At 56.9% G+C, this 17835-nt stretch carries 20 protein-coding genes; 15 read left to right on the top strand and 5 right to left on the bottom strand.

Annotation, left to right across the window (positions count from 1 at the left end; translation table 11 throughout):
• Positions 1–149 precede the first annotated feature (149 nt).
• Positions 150–713, bottom strand: a complete 564-nt coding sequence (locus NR201_RS22400) for a lipoprotein (RefSeq protein ID WP_256850184.1) — start codon at positions 711–713, stop codon at positions 150–152.
• A 114-nt stretch (positions 714–827) separates the two neighbouring features.
• Positions 828–1475 (bottom strand): glutaredoxin 2, encoded by a 648-nt coding sequence (grxB, locus tag NR201_RS22395; RefSeq protein WP_256850183.1) that lies wholly within the window; start codon positions 1473–1475, stop codon positions 828–830.
• Positions 1476–1774: 299 nt separating this feature from the next.
• Here grxB and rimJ point away from each other — a divergent pair, with 299 nt between their 5' ends.
• The 4 genes from rimJ to murJ all read left to right on the top strand — a co-directional run bounded on the left by rimJ (position 1775) and on the right by murJ (position 5603).
• Positions 1775–2365: a ribosomal protein S5-alanine N-acetyltransferase gene (rimJ, locus tag NR201_RS22390; protein ID WP_010246386.1), complete on the top strand. Its 591-nt coding sequence runs from the start codon at positions 1775–1777 to the stop codon at positions 2363–2365.
• A 16-nt stretch (positions 2366–2381) separates the two neighbouring features.
• Positions 2382–3020 carry a YceH family protein gene (locus NR201_RS22385; protein WP_172608934.1) on the top strand — a complete coding sequence of 213 codons (639 nt, stop codon included), beginning with the start codon at positions 2382–2384 and terminating at the stop codon, positions 3018–3020.
• A 1-nt stretch (position 3021) separates the two neighbouring features.
• A complete protein-coding gene (locus NR201_RS22380) occupies positions 3022–3942 on the top strand; it encodes a Gfo/Idh/MocA family protein (protein ID WP_061704088.1) in 921 nt (306 codons plus the stop codon).
• A 122-nt stretch (positions 3943–4064) separates the two neighbouring features.
• Positions 4065–5603, top strand: coding sequence for a murein biosynthesis integral membrane protein MurJ (gene murJ, locus NR201_RS22375; protein ID WP_010246379.1), 1539 nt, complete (start codon positions 4065–4067; stop codon positions 5601–5603).
• Between the two features lie 305 nt (positions 5604–5908).
• Here the strand turns inward: murJ and flgN are convergent, their stop codons facing one another.
• The 3 genes from flgN to flgA all read right to left on the bottom strand — a co-directional run bounded on the left by flgN (position 5909) and on the right by flgA (position 7418).
• Positions 5909–6340, bottom strand: a complete 432-nt coding sequence (gene flgN / locus NR201_RS22370) for a flagellar export chaperone FlgN (protein WP_010246377.1) — start codon at positions 6338–6340, stop codon at positions 5909–5911.
• 5 nt (positions 6341–6345) lie between these two features.
• Positions 6346–6654 (bottom strand): flagellar biosynthesis anti-sigma factor FlgM, encoded by a 309-nt coding sequence (flgM, locus tag NR201_RS22365; RefSeq protein ID WP_010246375.1) that lies wholly within the window; start codon positions 6652–6654, stop codon positions 6346–6348.
• Positions 6655–6758: 104 nt separating this feature from the next.
• Positions 6759–7418 (bottom strand): flagellar basal body P-ring formation chaperone FlgA, encoded by a 660-nt coding sequence (gene flgA, locus NR201_RS22360; RefSeq protein ID WP_010246373.1) that lies wholly within the window; start codon positions 7416–7418, stop codon positions 6759–6761.
• A 154-nt stretch (positions 7419–7572) separates the two neighbouring features.
• Here flgA and flgB point away from each other — a divergent pair, with 154 nt between their 5' ends.
• The 11 genes from flgB to flgL all read left to right on the top strand — a co-directional run bounded on the left by flgB (position 7573) and on the right by flgL (position 17544).
• Complete coding sequence (flgB, locus tag NR201_RS22355; protein WP_009090882.1) at positions 7573–7986, top strand: flagellar basal body rod protein FlgB; 414 nt, start codon at positions 7573–7575, stop codon at positions 7984–7986.
• A gap of 2 nt (positions 7987–7988) precedes the next feature.
• A complete protein-coding gene (flgC, locus tag NR201_RS22350) occupies positions 7989–8393 on the top strand; it encodes a flagellar basal body rod protein FlgC (protein ID WP_013357440.1) in 405 nt (134 codons plus the stop codon).
• A 12-nt stretch (positions 8394–8405) separates the two neighbouring features.
• On the top strand, positions 8406–9080 hold the full coding sequence (gene flgD, locus NR201_RS22345) for a flagellar hook assembly protein FlgD (protein ID WP_010669841.1): 675 nt from the start codon (positions 8406–8408) through the stop codon (positions 9078–9080).
• Positions 9081–9106: 26 nt separating this feature from the next.
• On the top strand, positions 9107–10363 hold the full coding sequence (gene flgE / locus NR201_RS22340; protein WP_022625876.1) for a flagellar hook protein FlgE: 1257 nt from the start codon (positions 9107–9109) through the stop codon (positions 10361–10363).
• A gap of 20 nt (positions 10364–10383) precedes the next feature.
• Positions 10384–11139: a flagellar basal body rod protein FlgF gene (locus tag NR201_RS22335; protein ID WP_010669843.1), complete on the top strand. Its 756-nt coding sequence runs from the start codon at positions 10384–10386 to the stop codon at positions 11137–11139.
• A 17-nt stretch (positions 11140–11156) separates the two neighbouring features.
• Positions 11157–11939: a flagellar basal-body rod protein FlgG gene (gene flgG / locus NR201_RS22330; RefSeq protein WP_003849881.1), complete on the top strand. Its 783-nt coding sequence runs from the start codon at positions 11157–11159 to the stop codon at positions 11937–11939.
• 60 nt (positions 11940–11999) lie between these two features.
• Positions 12000–12710: a flagellar basal body L-ring protein FlgH gene (locus NR201_RS22325; protein WP_029518984.1), complete on the top strand. Its 711-nt coding sequence runs from the start codon at positions 12000–12002 to the stop codon at positions 12708–12710.
• Between the two features lie 9 nt (positions 12711–12719).
• Complete coding sequence (locus tag NR201_RS22320; protein ID WP_010669845.1) at positions 12720–13829, top strand: flagellar basal body P-ring protein FlgI; 1110 nt, start codon at positions 12720–12722, stop codon at positions 13827–13829.
• Positions 13829–14791 (top strand): flagellar assembly peptidoglycan hydrolase FlgJ, encoded by a 963-nt coding sequence (gene flgJ / locus NR201_RS22315; RefSeq protein ID WP_010246357.1) that lies wholly within the window; start codon positions 13829–13831, stop codon positions 14789–14791. The genes NR201_RS22320 and flgJ overlap by 1 nt, the downstream gene beginning before the upstream one ends.
• 123 nt (positions 14792–14914) lie before the next feature.
• Positions 14915–16564 carry a flagellar hook-associated protein FlgK gene (flgK, locus tag NR201_RS22310; protein WP_010669846.1) on the top strand — a complete coding sequence of 550 codons (1650 nt, stop codon included), beginning with the start codon at positions 14915–14917 and terminating at the stop codon, positions 16562–16564.
• Positions 16565–16578: 14 nt separating this feature from the next.
• On the top strand, positions 16579–17544 hold the full coding sequence (gene flgL, locus NR201_RS22305) for a flagellar hook-associated protein FlgL (RefSeq protein WP_022625873.1): 966 nt from the start codon (positions 16579–16581) through the stop codon (positions 17542–17544).
• Positions 17545–17835 lie beyond the last annotated feature (291 nt).

Below are 17835 nucleotides of genomic sequence, written 5' to 3'. Positions count from 1 at the left end.
GGGCGAAAGGCGGGGCGGCACAGGATGTGCCATCCCCGGCGGTCCGTCAGGCAGAGGAATGACGTGAAGGAACCGCGTAGCGGCGCGAGGACCGCCAGCCCCTGAGCGGCACCAGACTGCGTTGTCACCTGTCGCTTAACTGACTGGCATTACTGCGTAAAGGGAATAACCAGTTCGCCAGGTTTCACTTCCAGTCCTTTGGCAAATTTCTTCGCCAGCGACTCGCCTTTGCTGCGGTCGGCGCTGAGCACGTAAGCCGGCTTTTGATCAAAGTAGTTTTTCAGCGACTGATTCAGATAAGGCGTCAGCGTTTTCATAATGGAGGCCATTTTTTCCGGGGCAACCTGCGCATCAACAATTTCCAGATCGCGCAGATAGATTGCACCCTGCTGCTGGTCATAGACCGGCTGAGCACGCATCTTCAGTTGCATATCGGCCTGCTGCGGACCAAACAGTGACGTCACATTGATTTTAGCATTGCCAGAGAGCGTAACTTTACCTGGCTCTTCACGGCCAATCTGACTGGTCAGGTTGTTCAGGACGATGTGCGCATTAACCAGCCCGGAAACGCCAATATCTTTCTCATAGTTGTTGTGCTTCTGCAGCGCCTGGTTTACTTCCTGTTCGCTGATGGTGTATTGCGTCAGTTGATTACAGCCGCTCACCAGCAGCGCGATCAACAGGGTAGTCAGCCCGAAAAAAGCCTTTTTCATCGATCTTTATCCTGAATATCAGAGCCAATAAACAGGCCATAGCCTGCCTGAATGCGTAGCGGGTGTCATCAGGAAAGAGATGAGAAACGCCGCAGCGTCTCTCATCGGGAGGGGTTAGTGAGCTATCGAGGAGAGCAGATTCACCTGGGTCTGTTTAGCCATGTTATCGCGGTAGTCAGCGACCCGGCTCGGCCAGTCGATTCCGGCCACCAGCGTCAGAGAGCGCAGCAGCGGGAAGAGATTAAAATCATCTTCGGACAGCTCGCCATTCACCGCATTGGGCTGGACGATTAATTTGTCCAGCTTGCGCAGATCGTCGCTGACGTTTTTAATCAGGCCGGCAGAATGACTTTTCAGCGTGTCGAAATCACCGATGCTCGCCTGCTTTTTGTTGCGGAAATAGTCACGCGCCTCCGGCGTCGCGAATTCGGCAAACGCCGCCTCTGCAATGCGCGGCAGCAGCAGTTTATTGACATAGCTGTTCATGTGACGCAGCCAGTCGCCGATCGCCGGATTCAGCGCGCCGATGATCAGCGGTTCGCCATCCTCCTGATCGACATAGTGTACGATTTCCATACTTTCAGGCATCGCGCTGCCATCCTGCTTCTGCAGAATGGGCGCCATTTTCTGTCCGATCAGTCGTTTCGGCGTCTCTTCATCGTCGTTGAGCATTACCACCAGCTCAACCGGTTTGTTTTTCAGGCCAAAAATCATTCGCGCTTTAACGCAGAAAGGGCAGTGGTCGTAGATATAGAGCTTCATCCTGATCTCCCGGGTTTTACAGGTTTAGTGTTTAACAGAGTGAATCAATTCATCCTGCTTTCGGGCTCGTAAAAAGTATGGAAGAGATTACTCCACAGGGCAAACCTGCCTGTCAGGCGCGCTGCAGGATCCGCTGGTGATGCCGCCTGCAGCAGGGGTTATCCGCGGTGCGACCCGAGCAAAATCAGCCTCTTTATCGCTAAACCGCTGTAACGTTTTACCGGAGCCCAGGCGGCGGTTATAGTGAAAGCCGGGTAATGACGGCTCATCTCTATCAGCCATTGATTTCAGGAGTCAGGATGTTTGGCTATCGTTCTGCCGCGCCCAGGGTGCGATTAACCACCGATCGGCTGGTGGTCCGTCTGGTTCACGAGCGTGATGCCTGGCGAATGGCAGATTACTACGCGGAAAACCGCCTGTTTTTAAAACCGTGGGAGCCGGTGCGTGATGACAGCCACTGCTACCCCTCGGGCTGGCAGGCGCGGCTTGGGCTGATTTCCGACATGCATAAGCAGGGTTCGGCCTTCTATTTCATTTTAATGGACAGCGATGAAACCGAAGTGAGGGGAGTGGCGAACTTCAGCAATGTGTTGCGCGGATCCTTTCATGCCTGTTACTTGGGCTATTCACTGGGTGAAAAGTGGCAGGGGCAGGGGTTCATGTTCGAAGCGTTGCAGGTGGCAATCCGCTATATGCAGCGCCAGCAGCATATTCACCGCATCATGGCTAACTACATGCCGCACAATCAGCGCAGCGGCGATCTGCTGGCGCGACTCGGTTTTGAGAAAGAGGGTTACGCGAAAGATTATCTGCTGATCGACGGACGCTGGCAGGATCACGTACTGACAGCCTTAACCCTGCGGGAATGGACGCCTGACCGGCGTGGATAATAATGAGGATGCGAGCATGAAGATGACTTTATCGGCGCAGGCGATGCGCGTGCTGGGCTGCCTGCTGGAGAAGCAGGTCACCACGCCGGAACAGTATCCGCTGTCGCTGAATGGCGTGGTGGTGGCCTGTAACCAGAAATCGAACCGCGAGCCGGTGATGGAGCTGAGCGAAAGTGAGGTACAGGATCAGCTCGATCAGCTGGAAAAACGGCATCTGATCACCGCCAGCAGCGCCGCCGGGCAGCGGGTCGTGAAATATGAGCAGCGTTTCTGCAACTCCGCGTTTGGCACGCTAAAGCTTAACAGCGCAGAAGTTGCTCTGCTGACGCTGCTGTTACTGCGCGGGCCCCAGACGCCAGGCGAACTGCGTACCCGCAGCGGCCGTCTGCACGAGTTCAGTGATGTCAGCGAAGTTGAGCAAACTCTGGAAGGATTGATGCAGCGCGACGACAGTGCTCAGGTGATCCGTCTGCCGCGTGAACCTGGCAGGCGCGAAAGTCGCTTTATGCATCTGCTGGGCGATGAGCCTGACCAGACGCAGACCGCAAACGCGTCGGAAGAGCAGGGCGATCTGGCGGCGCGCGTCGCAACGCTGGAACAGCAGGTTGCAGCGCTTCAGGCACAACTCACCCAACTGCTGCAACCGGAGAGCTGAGATGACCTTACGTATTGGCGTAGTGGGATTAGGCGGTATCGCGCAGAAAGCCTGGCTGCCGGTGCTGTCGGCAGCGACGGACTGGACCCTGGCAGGGGCGTTTTCCCCGAACCAGGCCAAAGCCCGGCCGGTCTGTGACAGCTATCGCATGCCATGTTTTGGTTCGCTGAATGAATTAGCCGCTGCCTGCGACGCGGTCTTTGTCCACAGCAGCACCGCCACGCACTATGAAGTGGTCAGGGCGCTGCTGCTGGCAGGAAAGGATGTCTGCGTCGATAAGCCGCTGGCTGAAACCCTGGAGCAGGCTGAGGCGCTGGTGGCGCTGGCGGAAAAACGGCAGCGTAAACTGATGGTGGCGTTTAACCGGCGGTTCGCCCCGCGCTATCAGCAGCTGCGGGCAGAGATGGCTAGCGCGACTTCTCTGCGGATTGAAAAGCACCGTAGCGACAGCGTCGGGCCACAGGATCTCCGCTTTACCCTGCTCGATGACTATCTGCATGTGGTGGACACCGCCCTCTGGCTGGGCGGGAAACCCTTTCGTCAGGTTCAGGGACGCATCGACACCAACGAACAGGGGCAGATGCTCTATGCTGAGCACCATTTCGCTGTTGAGGGCTTGTCGATTACCACCAGCATGCACCGGCGCGCAGGCAGTCAGCGCGAGCGGGTCAGCGCAGTATGTGACGGTAAGTGCATCGACATCAGTGAGATGCGCGACTGGCAGGAAGAACGGCGTGACGGGCTGCTGATTACGCCACCGCCCGCCTGGCAGAGTCATCTGACCCAGCGCGGTTTCAGCGGTGCGGCTCGCCATTTCATCGACTGCGTACAAAATCAGACGAAGCCTGAAACCAGCGGTGAGCAGGCGCTGATGGCGCAGCGTGTGGTGGAAAAATTGTGGCGTGAGGCGACGCAGGAATAACGCCTTGTAACACTCCGTGCTGGTCATTTCCCTCCGTGGCAGTAGACTGTCGCCGGGCATCTTCTGGGTGCCCGCGCTAATTCTCCTTTTTTGCCGATTCTTTTCAGGATGCGCCGTCAATTATGAATTTGTTGAAATCGCTGGCAGCGGTCAGTTCTATGACCCTGTTTTCCCGCGTACTGGGCTTTGCCCGTGATGCCATCGTGGCGCGGGTGTTTGGCGCCGGAATGGCGACCGATGCGTTCTTTGTTGCGTTTAAACTTCCCAATCTGCTGCGGCGAATTTTTGCTGAAGGCGCCTTTTCTCAGGCCTTCGTGCCCATTCTGGCTGAATATAAAAGCAAGCAGGGCGAAGAGGCGACGAAACTGTTCCTGGCTTACGTCTCGGGCCTGCTGACGCTGGCACTGGCGCTGGTTACGGTGGCGGGCATGATTGCTGCGCCCTGGGTCATCATGGTGACGGCACCCGGCTTTGCCGACAGTCCCGATAAGTTTGCGCTCACCAGCTCGCTGCTGCGGGTGACCTTTCCCTACATTATGCTGATTTCGCTGGCGTCACTGGCGGGTGCGGTGCTGAACACCTGGAACCGCTTCTCGGTACCGGCCTTTGCACCGACCCTGCTGAACGTCAGCATGATTGGCTTTGCGCTGTTTGCCGCGCCGCACTTCCACCCACCGGTAATGGCGCTGGCCTGGGCAGTGGTAGCAGGTGGCGTGCTGCAGCTCGGCTATCAGCTGCCACACCTGAAGAAGCTCGGGATGCTGGTGCTGCCACGCCTGAATCTGCGTGATGCGGGCGTCTGGCGGGTCATGCGTCAGATGGGACCTGCCATTCTGGGCGTTTCTGTCAGTCAGATCTCGCTGATCATCAATACCATCTTCGCCTCGTTTCTGGTCTCAGGTTCGGTCTCCTGGATGTACTACGCGGACCGCCTGATGGAGTTCCCCTCGGGTGTGCTGGGCGTGGCGCTGGGCACCATTCTGCTGCCGTCGCTGGCCAAAAGTTTTGCCAGCGGCAACCATGATGAATATTCCCGGCTGATGGACTGGGGTCTGCGCCTCTGTTTTCTGCTGGCGCTTCCCAGCGCGGTGGCGCTGGGCATGCTCTCCGGCCCGCTGACCGTGGCGCTGTTCCAGTACGGCAAATTCACTGCCTTTGATGCACTGATGACGCAGCGCGCCCTGATCGCCTACTCCGTCGGACTGATGGGGCTGATCGTGGTCAAGGTGCTGGCTCCGGGCTTCTATTCCCGTCAGGACATCAAAACGCCGGTTAAAATCGCGATTATCACGCTAATCATGACGCAGGTAATGAACCTGGCGTTTATTGGTCCGCTGAAACACGCCGGTCTGTCACTGTCGATTGGGCTGGCAGCCTGTCTGAATGCGTCGCTGCTCTACTGGCAGCTGCGTAAGAAGAATATCTTTATGCCGCAGCCGGGCTGGAGCAGCTTCCTGATCCGCCTGCTGATAGCTGTAGTGGTGATGGCAGGCGCGCTGTTTGCCATGCTGCAGTGGATGCCAGCCTGGGAGCAGGGATCGATGCTGTGGCGGCTGCTGCGCCTGGCCGCGGTCTGTGGTGTGGGCGGCGGGGCCTATTTCCTGGCGCTGGGGCTGCTGGGCTTCCGGCTTCGCGACTATGCGCGTCGCACCGCTGTGTAAAGCTTGCCGCAATAAATAAATTCAACGCGCAGGGAACAGGGGCAGAGGAGGAAAGCGTCCCGCGCCATGGACAAAAACGCCGGGAGCGTTTTTGAACAACGCAACGCGTTGGCCCGGCAACGGGCGCACCTCAGGGATGAGGTGCGTAATCGCGCGGGCCGAGCGGCCAGGGATTGGCTTTAGCGTCTTTCCGATCTGCCCCTGTTCCCTGTGCAGGCTCAATTTTAAAGCTCATCATGGTGAAGGAAAAAACGCACCAATAAAAAATCCCGCACCAGGCGGGATTTTTTTCGCTACTATCCGGTTCAGGCTTTGCGACTTAACGTCGCCTGGCCTTTACCCATCCCATCCGGGCCGTAAAAGGCCTGGGTCTGATGCGGCTTCAGCACGTCAAGCGCATCCTGGGTGTAGCGGATCTGGTGTTGCAGCAGCAGGCCGTTATGAACATTGGCATCCTGCAGACGACGGCTGTGCTGCTGGATAGTGTCCCAGCGGCGCGCCATGTCGTTCTGACCACGATAAGGTGCCGATGTCGCCTGACTCTGCTCAGCGGTGCGGCGCATCTCATCCAGATAGTTCAGCGTACTGAGCAGCGCGCTTTTATCTTCGGTAATACGCTGCAACAGATTACTGTTAATGTTTCCGGCTGCCAGCTGCTGCTGCTCTTCTTCCAGCACGGCTGAGAGCGACGCCAGCACGTCCTGCATCTTATCTAAGGTGGTCTGCAAATTACTCATGGGAACTAATTACCCTCTAAATACGCCTTGGTGTCGGCAATCAGCGCATCGGCGATTTTGCCGGTATCCATCTTCAGTTCGCCATTACGAATGGCGGTTTTCAGTTGTTCAACGCGCTCGACGTTAATATCTTTGCTGCTCGGCTGCATCAGCTGCGACTGCGCGCTGCTCAGGCTGACCTGGGCTGCTGCAGGGGTCGTGGCTGCTGCCACCGGGCTGGCGCTCTGGCGCACTTTGCTGCTGCCGGACTCACTGCTATCGCGGCTCTGTACGGTGCTGGCGGGTTTCAGAGGTTGCGTTCTGTCAATGCTCATGTTCGGGCTCCTGTACGGTCAGGGGAAGTCTGCCACCTGAATCAGAATAGCGTTATCGCTTCGTTGATTCTTCTATCGGCAGCACTACTGGCTTCTTTAACACTTTACAGCGTTATAAGAATATTCCCATCCTCGCGTACCTTACCGCTGACAATCTGGCCATTTCCCATCCTGACCCGGACCGACTGCGATCGGGCGGCGTTATTCAGCGCCTTGCCCTCACCGCTGGCGTCAAAGCCGTCACCGCTGGCAATCACCATCACATTCTGACCCGCCTTGACACGCCACGGCTGACGCAGCGTGGAGGGATTAATCGGCTGTCCTGGCTGGATATCGCGCAGCACCACGGCGTCTGCGACCGAGTCCGCATTCAGCAGGGCGCGGGCGGGCAGAGTATCGAGGCGGCCAGTCTGCAGAGTGAAATCACTCTCGCTCACGCTACTGCCCTGGCTCAGCAGCCGGTTCGCCACCAGATAGGAACCGGTGACCTGCACCTGTACCTGAATATAACGGCGGTTCTCACCACAGTTTGCCGCCACGCTCATATTCCCCCACAACCGGCTGTTGCCGGGCAGGGTGAACTGTGGCGCCTCACAGGCTGGCCACTGTTCCTGCGGCGTGCGTACCACCACAACCATGCCATCAGCATGCTGGGCGTCACGCGCTTTAAAAAATTGATTCAGTTGTGCATTGAGATCCCCGGCGGAAACCGGCAGGGCGATCGCGACCAGCAGGCTGGTCAGCAGGGTCAGATATCGACGCATTGTGCATTTCCTCACTGATGATGGCGACGAGTGTACCCCTTAAGAAAAATCCTTAATTGTCAAAATAGCGGTCATTTGAGGCCTTATTCAGACGATGACCCCTTGCGTTTTCAAATTAAGCTGCGAGCTCGAAATTCTCATACGCGGAGGAAACATGCTCGACAAACTGGATGCGGCGCTGAAATTTGGTACGGAGGCCCTCAACCTGCGTGCTCAACGTCAGGAGATCCTGGCGTCAAATATTGCCAACGCCGATACCCCTGGTTATCAGGCCCGGGATATCGACTTTGCCAGCGAGCTGAGTCGGGTGATGTCCAATGGTCGTGCGGAAGGCAGCAGCATGGCGTTAAAAGTCACGTCAGCTCGCCATATTGAAGCACAGACAAACGGCGTGCCATCGATGGATATGCTTTATCGCATTCCTGACCAGCCTTCTGCCGACGGCAACACCGTAGATATGGACCGTGAGCGTACGCAGTTCGCGGATAACAGCCTGAAATATCAAACCGACCTCACCCTCATCAGTAGCCAGATCAAAGGCATGATGAGCGTGTTACAAGGACAATAATTATGGCCTTGCTGAATATTTTTGACATTGCCGGTTCAGCGATGACCGCGCAATCACAGCGATTAAACGTCAGTGCCAGTAACCTGGCGAACGCCGACAGCGTCACCGGCCCCGATGGCAAGCCTTACGTGGCAAAGCAGGTGGTTTTCCAGACCGATGCGGCGCCAGGCTCAGCCACCGGCGGCGTGAAAGTGGCAAGAGTCGTGGATGACCCTACACCTGCGAAGCTGGTCTATGACCCGGGCAATCCGATGGCAGATGCCAAAGGCTACGTGAAGATGCCGAACGTGGATGTGGTCTCTGAAAGCGTCAACACCATGTCGGCGTCACGCAGCTACCAGGCCAACGTCGAAGTGCTCAACACCGTGAAGTCGATGATGATGAAAACCCTGACGATCGGGCAATAACGGAGAAAAATTATGGCTATCGCGGTAGGCGTTAACGAAAGACTGGACCCCACGGTCCTTAGCTCCTCTAACACCAGTGGCACCGGCAACAATGCGCAGGATCTGCAGAATCAGTTCCTGACCATGCTGGTGACGCAGTTAAAAAACCAGGATCCCACCAATCCAATGGATAACAGCCAGCTCACCACGCAGCTGGCACAGATCAATACCCTGAGCGGCATTGAAAAACTGAATACCACGCTGGGATCGATCTCCGGCCAGATCAGCACCAGCCAGTCGCTGCAGAGCTCCACGCTGATTGGGCATGGCGTAATGGTCAATGGCGGACAGGTTCTGGTAGGCAACGGCACCACAACGCCATTTGGCGTTGAGCTGGCCTCCGCCTCAACCGGCACATCGGCCACCATTAAAGATGCCAGTGGCACGGTGATCGACACCGTCGATCTGGGCGCGCTTAGCGCTGGCGTGCACACCTTCTCGTGGGACGGCAAGCTGACAGATGGCTCTGTCGCCCCGGATGGTAAATACAGCGTTGCGATTGCCGCAAGCAATGGCAACACACAACTGGTGGCACAACCGCTTAACTACGCCTACGTCAATGGGGTGAGTACTGCGAACAACACCACAAAACTGGATCTCGGCACCATGGGCTCCGCCACCCTTGACGACGTACGTCAGATTCTCTGATTAACCTGTAGACAGGAAACAAACACATGTCATTTTCCCAAGCGGTCAGCGGCCTTGGTGCTGCTTCAAGTAACCTTGATGTCATCGGTAACAACATTGCCAACTCCGCCACTGCGGGCTTTAAATCGAGCACCATCGCGTTTGCCGATATGTTTGCCGGTTCTAACGTCGGCCTCGGTACCAAAGTTGCTGCGGTAATCCAGAACTTTAACGACGGCGCCACCACCACGACCAGCCGTGGCCTGGACGTTGCGCTGAGCGGTAACGGTTTCTTCCGTATGACCGACAGCAGCGGCGGCGTCTTCTATTCACGCAATGGTCAGTTAACGCTGGATGCCAACCGTAACCTGGTCAATACCCAGGGTCTGAACGTGACCGGCTATCCGGCCAGCGGTTCACCGGCCACTATCCAGGCAGGTGCTAACCCGGTGGCGCTGCGTATTCCTACCGAGCAGATGTCAGCCCGTGCGACCACTACCGCCGGTCTGGTTGCCAACCTGAACTCAACGGACAAAACGCCATCTGTGGCCACCTTCTCGACGGCGAACGCAGACAGCTACAACAAGAAAACCACGGCAACCGTGTTCGACTCGCAGGGTAATGACCACGCGCTCGACATGTATTTCGTGAAAGACACCACCAGCAACAGCTGGACCGTGCGTACCATTGATGGCAACACCGGCAGTTCAGCGGGTGACTTCAGAATGGCGTTTGACACCAGCGGTAAGCTGACCAGCGTCTCTAAGCTGGATGCCACCGGCGCTGTCGTCAGCACGACGACCGATGGCACCGTCGGCCTGACGCTGAACGTGGGCGGAGCGAATGGCGCAGTCGCCAATCAGCCAATCAACCTGAGCATGCTGGGCAGCCTGCAGCAGAACACCGGCAGCACCACGTTTGGCAGCCCGACTCAGGATGGTTATGCGCCTGGCGATCTGACCAGCTACGCGATCAATGATGACGGCACCATCACCGGCAGCTACTCAAACCAGAAAACCCAGCTGCTGGGTCAGATTGTCCTGGCGAGCTTCTCTAACCCGGAAGGTCTGCAGTCTCAGGGCGACAACGTCTGGTCTGCGTCAAGTGCATCCGGTCAGGCAGCAATCGGTCTGGCGAATACCGGCACCTTTGGTTCACTGACGGCTGGCGCACTGGAATCTTCCAACGTCGACATGAGTAAAGAGCTGGTGAACATGATCGTCGCGCAACGTAACTATCAGGCGAATGCGCAGACCATCAAAACTCAGGACCAGATTCTCAACACGCTGGTTAACTTACGTTAATTCGCTAACAGGATTGCCATATGGATCACGCGATATATACCGCGATGGGCGCGGCCAGCCAGACGCTGGATCAGCAGGCGGTTACCGCCAGCAACCTCGCCAACGCCTCTACACCGGGTTTTCGTGCGCAGTTGAATGCGCTGCGCGCCGTGCCGGTGAGTGGCTGGTCGCTGCCAACCCGTACGCTGGTCGCCGCCTCGACACCGGGCGCCGACATGAGTCAGGGCGCGATGGATTACACCGAGCGTCCGCTCGATGTGGCGGTGCAGCAGGATGGCTGGCTGGCGGTGCGTACCGCTGACGGCAGCGAAGCCTATACCCGCAACGGCAATATGCAAATCAGTCCGACCGGTACGCTGACGGTTCAGGGCAATCCTGTGATGGGCGATGGCGGTCCGATTGTGATCCCGCAGGGCACTGAAATCACCATTGCAGCCGACGGCTCGATCACCGGGCTGAATGCCGGTGATTCACCGAACGCCACGGTTCAGCTGGGCAAGCTGAAGCTGGTCAGGGCTACCGGGCAGGAGCTGCAGCGCAGTGATGACGGCATGTTCCGGCCTACTGCGTCGACACAGGCGACCCGCGGTGCCGCGCTGCAGGCTGATGCCACCATGCAGGTGATGCCTGGCGTGCTGGAAGGCAGCAACGTCAAACCGGTAGAAACCATGGTCGATATGATCGCCAACGCCCGACGTTTTGAGATGCAGATGAAAGTCATCACCAACGTCGACGAAAATGAACAAAAAGCCAACCAGCTCCTGAGCATGGGCTAAGGCACGAGGATAACAACATGATTCGTTCTTTATGGATCGCTAAGACCGGTCTTGATGCGCAGCAGATGAACATGGACGTCATTGCCAACAACCTGGCAAACGTCAGCACCAACGGCTTTAAGCGTTCACGTGCCGTGTTCGAAGATCTGATGTACCAGACCATGCGCCAGCCGGGCACCCAGTCATCAGAACAGACAACGCTGCCATCTGGTTTGCAGATCGGTACCGGTGTACGTCCGGTGACCACTGAACGTCTGCATACGCAGGGCAACCTGTCGCAGACCAGCAACTCAAAAGATATCGCCATTAACGGCCAGGGTTATTTTCAGATTCAGATGCCGGATGGCACCTCTGCTTATACCCGTGACGGCGCGTTTCAGGTTGATCAGAACGGCCAGCTGGTGACCAACTCCGGTTTCCCGGTACAGCCAGGCATTACCATTCCGGCTAACGCCACCAGCATTACGGTGTCGCGTGACGGTGTGGTCAGCGTGACGCAGCAGGGACAGGCCCAGGCCGCGCAGGTCGGTCAGTTAACCCTGAGCACCTTTATGAATGACGCCGGTCTCGATAGCGTGGGTGAAAACCTCTACAAGGAAACGCAGGCATCGGGCGCTCCGACGGACAGCACGCCAGGCCAGAACGGCGCGGGTCTGCTCTATCAGGGCTATACCGAAACCTCAAACGTTAACGTAGCGGAAGAGCTGGTCACCATGATCCAGACGCAGCGCGCCTACGAAATCAACAGCAAGGCGATCAGTACCTCTGATCAGATGCTGGCGAAATTAACTCAGCTTTAATCCCGAACAGGGCCAGCCCGTGCTGGCCTGAATGACAGACATTAATAAGGTCGTGACGCCGTGGCGAAGCAACAGATTCTCAAGCCTGGACATTGGTTAGTCGCCTCGTTGCTGCTAACTCTCAACGGATGTGCCCTGGTCCCGCGTACCCCGCTGGTCGAAGGTGCAACTACAGCGCAACCAATGCCGTCCGCGCCACCGGTGGTCAACGGCTCTATATTCCAGGGCGTCGCGCCGCTTAACTACGGCTATCAGCCGCTGTTTGAGGATCGCCGTCCACGCAACATTGGCGATACCCTGACCATTACGCTGCAGGAAAACGTCAGCGCCAGCAAGAGCTCCTCAGCCAATGCCAGCCGCGATGGCAGCAACAGCTTTGGTGTGAGCGCGGTGCCGACCGGTCTGGCAGGCCTGGTGGGTGCAGGTGGTGAAAAAGCCAACCTCAGCGCCGAAGGCAAAAACGATTTCGCAGGTAAAGGCGGCGCATCCGCCAATAACACCTTTACCGGCACCATTACCGTCACCGTGGATCAGGTGTTGTCAAACGGCAACCTGCACGTGGTCGGTGAAAAACAGATCGCCATTAATCAGGGCACGGAGTTCATTCGCTTCTCGGGCGTGGTCAACCCACGCACCATCAGCGCCAGTAACGCCGTGTTATCTACCGCTGTCGCCGATGCACGTATTGAGTACGTCGGAAATGGTTACATCAATGAGGCGCAGACCATGGGTTGGTTCCAGCGTTTCTTCCTGAACATCTCGCCGATGTAAGAGGTTTCAATGAAAAAGTTAACGCTGTTACGCGCCGGGCTGGCGCTGCTGCTGGGCGTCAGCCTGCTGGCAAAAGCCGATTTGATTCGTGATTTAACCACGGTACAGGGCGTTCGTGATAACCAGCTGCTGGGCTACGGCCTGGTTGTGGGGCTGGATGGCACCGGTGACCAGACTACCCAGACGCCATTTACTACCCAGACAGTAAGCAACATGCTGTCACAGCTTGGTATTACCGTTCCCACCGGGACCAACATGCAGCTGAAGAACGTGGCGGCCGTCATGGTCACCGCAAAACTGCCCTCGTTTGCCCGTCAGGGACAGAACCTGGATGTGGTGGTCTCGTCACTGGGTAACGCCAAAAGCCTGCGCGGCGGCACGCTGTTAATGACGCCGATGAAAGGGGTCGATAACCAGGTTTATGCGCTGGCGCAGGGTAATATCCTGGTCGGTGGCGCGGGTGCGTCAGCGGGCGGCAGCAGTGTTCAGGTTAACCAGCTGAACGGTGGCCGTATCACCGGCGGTGCAACCGTTGAGCGTGAACTGCAGAGCAACTTTGGTACGCAGAACACCATTAACCTGCAGCTTAACAGCGAAGATTTCTCGATGGCGCAGCGAATTGCTGATGCCATTAACGCCCGTGGCGGTTACGGCGCAGCGCAGCCGCTGGATGCCCGTACCGTGCAGATCCGCGTATCGCCTAATAATGGTGCGCAGGTACGTCTGCTGGCTGAGATCCAGAACATTAATGTGTCGATCCCGGTTGAAGATGCCAAAGTCATCATCAACTCCCGTACCGGTTCGGTGGTAATGAACCGTGAAGTGACGCTGAATCAGTGTGCGGTCGCGCAGGGCAATCTGTCGGTGACGGTTAACCAGCAGCAGAACGTCAGTCAGCCTGATACTCCACTGGCCGGTGGTCAGACGGTGGCGACGACGCAGACTCAGATCGATCTGCGCCAGACCGGCGGTGCGCTGCAACGCGTCAACGCCAGCGCCAACCTGAACAACGTGGTGCGTGCGCTGAATGCGCTGGGTGCGTCACCTATCGAACTGATGTCAATTCTGCAGTCGATGCAGAGTGCCGGCTGTCTGCGTGCCAAACTGGAAATTATCTGATGGCTGATATGCAATCTCTGACGAGTTCGGCTTTCGACAGCCGTTCCCTGAATGAACTGAAACGCCAGGCCAGCAACGATCCGAAAGGACAAGCGTTGCAGGTGGCGCGTCAGGTCGAAGGGATGTTTGTACAGATGATGCTGAAGAGTATGCGCGAGGCGTTGCCGCAGGACGGCATTATGGGCAACGAGCAGACCAAACTCTTTACCTCTATGTATGACCAGCAGATTGCACAGGAGATGGGGAAACGTGGCCTCGGCCTGGCGGAAACCATCGTCAAACAGATGCAGCCCGCCACCGCGCCGGATGAAAAAGCCGGTACGGTGCCGATGAAGCTGGATAACAGCTTTATTCTCAGCACCAGCGGGGCAACACCACTGCCGGCGCAGCAGCTGGAGCAGATTGTGCGTAAGGCAATGCCGCGTCTGCCGCCGGTCGCTTCACCGACGGGTCTGCCCAGTGACAGCCGCGAGTTTATCGCCCAGCTGACGCAACCGGCGCAGGCTGCCAGCCAGCAGAGTGGCATTCCTCATCACCTGATTCTGGCGCAGGCTGCGCTGGAGTCGGGCTGGGGCCAGCGTCAGATCCTGACCCGCGACGGCAAACCGAGCTACAACGTGTTCGGGATTAAAGCCAGCGGCGACTGGAAAGGTGACACCACCGATATCATGACCACCGAATATGAGCAGGGCGAAGCGAAGAAAGTGCGTGCCAGCTTCCGTGTCTATAACTCCTATTTTGAGGCGCTGACCGACTACGTCAAACTCCTGACCAAAAACCCACGCTATGCGGCGGTGACGAACGCCTCAAGCGCAGAGCAGGGTGCGCAGGCCTTACAGGCGGCCGGTTATGCCACCGATCCAAAATATGCGCAAAAGCTGGTGGGAATGATTCAGCAATTCAAAAGTATGGGCGACAAAGTCGTCAAAGCTTACAGTCAGGATATGGGCGACCTGTTCTGATCATTGCGCCTCAAGTTTCACTTTAGCAAGCCGATAACATCCCTATAGCCAGAAGCGTTTTCGCCTGCTGGCGCCCACTTTGATGTCTGCCAGCCCGGTTGACGGGGAACGTAAGGAACCGAGATGTCCAGCATAATTAACTCCGCGATGAGCGGATTGAGTGCCGCGCAGGCCGCTCTGAGCACCACGAGTAACAACATTTCCAATTACACCGTGGCGGGCTATTCACGTCAGACCACGGTACTGGCGCAGGCGAACAGTACCCTGCAGGGCAATAGCTATTATGGTAACGGCGTGAATATCACCGGTGTACAACGTGAATATGATGCGTTTATTGCTACGCAGCTGCGCGGTTCCAGCGCGAACTACAGCGCGGTAAGCACCCAGCACAGCCAGATTTCTAACATTGACGATCTGCTGTCGACCTCGACTACCAGCCTGTCGACGTCGCTGCAGGGCTTCTTTACCAACCTGCAGAACGTGGTCAGCAACGCCAACGATCCGTCGGCGCGTCAGTCGATGCTCAGCAATGCGCAGGGGCTGGTCAGCCAGTTCCAGACGTCAGCGCAATACCTGAATAATATGCAGAACAGCGTCAACGCCGATGTCGATTCCAGCATCAAGCAAGTCAATACCATTACCAGCCAGATTGCCGATCTGAACAAACAGATTGGCAAACTGAGCACGGCAAACGGTGCCGCACCTAACGATCTGCTCGATAAGCGCGATCAGCTGGTGAATACCCTGAATAACGTGGTTGGTGTGACGGTATCGCAGCAGGATGGCGGTTACACGGTCGCGATGGCCAATGGCCTGACGCTGGTAAACGGCGACAAATCTCACGATCTGGTGGCGATGCCTTCCAGCAGCGATCCGACACGCACTACCATCGGCTATGTCGATAAGCAGGCGGGCAACGTCGAGATCCCGGAGAAGCTGATCACCACCGGTTCGCTGGGCGGTCTGCTGGCGTTCCGTACTCAGGATCTGGATCTGGCACAGAACCAGCTGGGTCAGTTAGCGGCGGCGTTTACCACCAGTTTCAACGATGTTCACAAGCAGGGCTTCGATAGCAAAGGCAATCAGGGCGTCGATTTCTTTAATATCGGCAGCCCGATCGTGGTGGGCAACAGTAAAAACAGCACCGCCGCGTCCGTCACCGCTGAGTGGACCGATACCAGTGCACTGAAAGCATCCAATTACACCGTGAGTTATGACGGCAATAACTGGACCGCGACCCGCGCCTCAGACAGTACGGCCGTTACCATCACGCCAGGTACCGATGCCAGTGGCAACACCACGCTGAGCTTTGACGGTCTGAAACTGACCGTCGCCGGCACGCCTGCACCTGCTGCCAAAGACAGTTTCCTGGTGAAGCCGGTCCAGAATGCCATCAACGATATGTCAGTCGCGATCACCAGTGAATCGCAGGTGGCCGCCGCGGGTGCTGTCGGCGGTGAGAGTGATAACCGTAATGCGCAAAAACTGCTGAATCTGCAGGATGTGAAACTGGTCGGCGGCAACGCCACGCTGTCTCAGGCCTACGCCACCATCGTCAGTAGTGTGGGTAACAAAACCAGTTCACTGGAAACCACCAGCACCACTCAGAAAAGCGTGGTCAGTCAGCTGACCCAGCGCCAGCAATCGGTCTCTGGGGTAAACCTCGATGAGGAGTACGCCAACCTGACCAAATATCAGCAATATTACATGGCCAATGCGCAGGTGCTGCAGACTGCCAGCACCGTGTTTAATGCATTGATCAATATTCGCTAAGGGCAGGAGATAACATGCGAATCAGTACAAATATGATTTTTGAGCAGCAGGTGCGTGGCATCACTGACTCACAGGCCTCCTGGCTGAAATCAGGCCAGGAGCTCTCCAGCGGCCGCCGTGTGAATAATCCTTCGGACGATCCGATTGCCGCGTCTCGTGCTGTCGTGTTGTCACAAACCCAGCAGCAGGGCAAGCAGTATGCGCTGGCGCGTACCTTTGCCGAGCAGGGTCTGTCACTGGAAGAGAATACGCTGAAAGGCGTCACCGATGGGATCATTGCTGCGCAAGGGCTGATCGTCAACGGTTCAACCGGTACGCTGAGCGACGATGACCGTGGTTCGATTGCTACCCAGCTGGAGGGTATCCGTGCCCAGTTACTGAACCAGGCAAACAGCCAGGATGCCAATGGCCGCTATATTTTTGCCGGTTATAAAACTGACAGTGCGCCATTTGTGGATGCGGCAGGCACCGGCGTCGGCTACGCAGGCGGCACTGAGGCGATCACTCAGAAGGTCGATACCAGCCGTACCATGACCGTGGGCCATACCGGTGACAATATCTTTATGGCGATCTCTGGCAATGCCACCAAAGAGCCGGATGGCAGCGCCAGCGAAACGAATGTGTTTAAGATGCTGGATAGCGCCATTGCTGCACTGAAAGTGCCGCAGGATGATGCTGACGCCGCAACCAAACAGACCTTCCAGGCGGCGATGGATAAAACCAACCGTGGCCTGGGTAACTCGCTGAATAATGTCTTAACCGTGCGTTCTGAGATTGGTACCCAGCTTGGTGAGATCGATACGCTGAATGCCCAGGGTGATGACCGTAGTGTGATTTACAGCTCGCAGATGAGTGACCTGGTTAACGTGGATTTAACCGAAGCAGCTTCTAACTACACCATGCAGCAGACGGCATTACAGGCGTCCTATAAGACCTTTACCGATATGTCTAAGATGTCGCTGTTCCAGATGAATTCGTAGTCTGACCTGAAATTTTGAGCGTACTTTAACCGGATGCGCTTACTTTTTCCCACCCTCCCGCTAAAGGAGGGTGGGATTTTTTTGCCTGCGATTCAGCCGGTGGCGGGAACCATAGAAATTAAACCGGGTTGATTTACAGCGACAGTCAGCTCGCATGTCAGTCTTGCTTTCACGCTTTCACGCTTTCACGCTTTCACGCTTTCACGCTTTCACGCTTTCACGCTTTCACGCACACACGCACACACGCACACACGCACACACGCACACACGCACACACGCACACACGCACAC

The sequence above is a fragment of the Pantoea sp. Fr-CA_6 genome (genome assembly GCF_024520895.1).
GTDB lineage: Bacteria > Pseudomonadota > Gammaproteobacteria > Enterobacterales > Enterobacteriaceae > Pantoea > Pantoea agglomerans.
The sequence above is the reverse complement of the archived record's forward strand: the minus strand, read 5'-3'. Positions and strand labels throughout refer to the sequence as shown.

What these genes read in the sequence shown, in the direction of transcription:
- NR201_RS22400 (WP_256850184.1), bottom strand. Translation starts at nt 713, where the DNA reads ATGAAAAAGGCTTTTTTCGGGCTGACTACCCTGTTGATCGCGCTGCTG.
- grxB (WP_256850183.1), bottom strand. Translation starts at nt 1,475, where the DNA reads ATGAAGCTCTATATCTACGACCACTGCCCTTTCTGCGTTAAAGCGCGA.
- rimJ (WP_010246386.1), top strand. Translation starts at nt 1,775, where the DNA reads ATGTTTGGCTATCGTTCTGCCGCGCCCAGGGTGCGATTAACCACCGAT.
- NR201_RS22385 (WP_172608934.1), top strand. Translation starts at nt 2,382, where the DNA reads ATGAAGATGACTTTATCGGCGCAGGCGATGCGCGTGCTGGGCTGCCTG.
- NR201_RS22380 (WP_061704088.1), top strand. Translation starts at nt 3,022, where the DNA reads ATGACCTTACGTATTGGCGTAGTGGGATTAGGCGGTATCGCGCAGAAA.
- murJ (WP_010246379.1), top strand. Translation starts at nt 4,065, where the DNA reads ATGAATTTGTTGAAATCGCTGGCAGCGGTCAGTTCTATGACCCTGTTT.
- flgN (WP_010246377.1), bottom strand. Translation starts at nt 6,340, where the DNA reads ATGAGTAATTTGCAGACCACCTTAGATAAGATGCAGGACGTGCTGGCG.
- flgM (WP_010246375.1), bottom strand. Translation starts at nt 6,654, where the DNA reads ATGAGCATTGACAGAACGCAACCTCTGAAACCCGCCAGCACCGTACAG.
- flgA (WP_010246373.1), bottom strand. Translation starts at nt 7,418, where the DNA reads ATGCGTCGATATCTGACCCTGCTGACCAGCCTGCTGGTCGCGATCGCC.
- flgB (WP_009090882.1), top strand. Translation starts at nt 7,573, where the DNA reads ATGCTCGACAAACTGGATGCGGCGCTGAAATTTGGTACGGAGGCCCTC.
- flgC (WP_013357440.1), top strand. Translation starts at nt 7,989, where the DNA reads ATGGCCTTGCTGAATATTTTTGACATTGCCGGTTCAGCGATGACCGCG.
- flgD (WP_010669841.1), top strand. Translation starts at nt 8,406, where the DNA reads ATGGCTATCGCGGTAGGCGTTAACGAAAGACTGGACCCCACGGTCCTT.
- flgE (WP_022625876.1), top strand. Translation starts at nt 9,107, where the DNA reads ATGTCATTTTCCCAAGCGGTCAGCGGCCTTGGTGCTGCTTCAAGTAAC.
- NR201_RS22335 (WP_010669843.1), top strand. Translation starts at nt 10,384, where the DNA reads ATGGATCACGCGATATATACCGCGATGGGCGCGGCCAGCCAGACGCTG.
- flgG (WP_003849881.1), top strand. Translation starts at nt 11,157, where the DNA reads ATGATTCGTTCTTTATGGATCGCTAAGACCGGTCTTGATGCGCAGCAG.
- NR201_RS22320 (WP_010669845.1), top strand. Translation starts at nt 12,720, where the DNA reads ATGAAAAAGTTAACGCTGTTACGCGCCGGGCTGGCGCTGCTGCTGGGC.
- flgJ (WP_010246357.1), top strand. Translation starts at nt 13,829, where the DNA reads ATGGCTGATATGCAATCTCTGACGAGTTCGGCTTTCGACAGCCGTTCC.
- flgK (WP_010669846.1), top strand. Translation starts at nt 14,915, where the DNA reads ATGTCCAGCATAATTAACTCCGCGATGAGCGGATTGAGTGCCGCGCAG.
- flgL (WP_022625873.1), top strand. Translation starts at nt 16,579, where the DNA reads ATGCGAATCAGTACAAATATGATTTTTGAGCAGCAGGTGCGTGGCATC.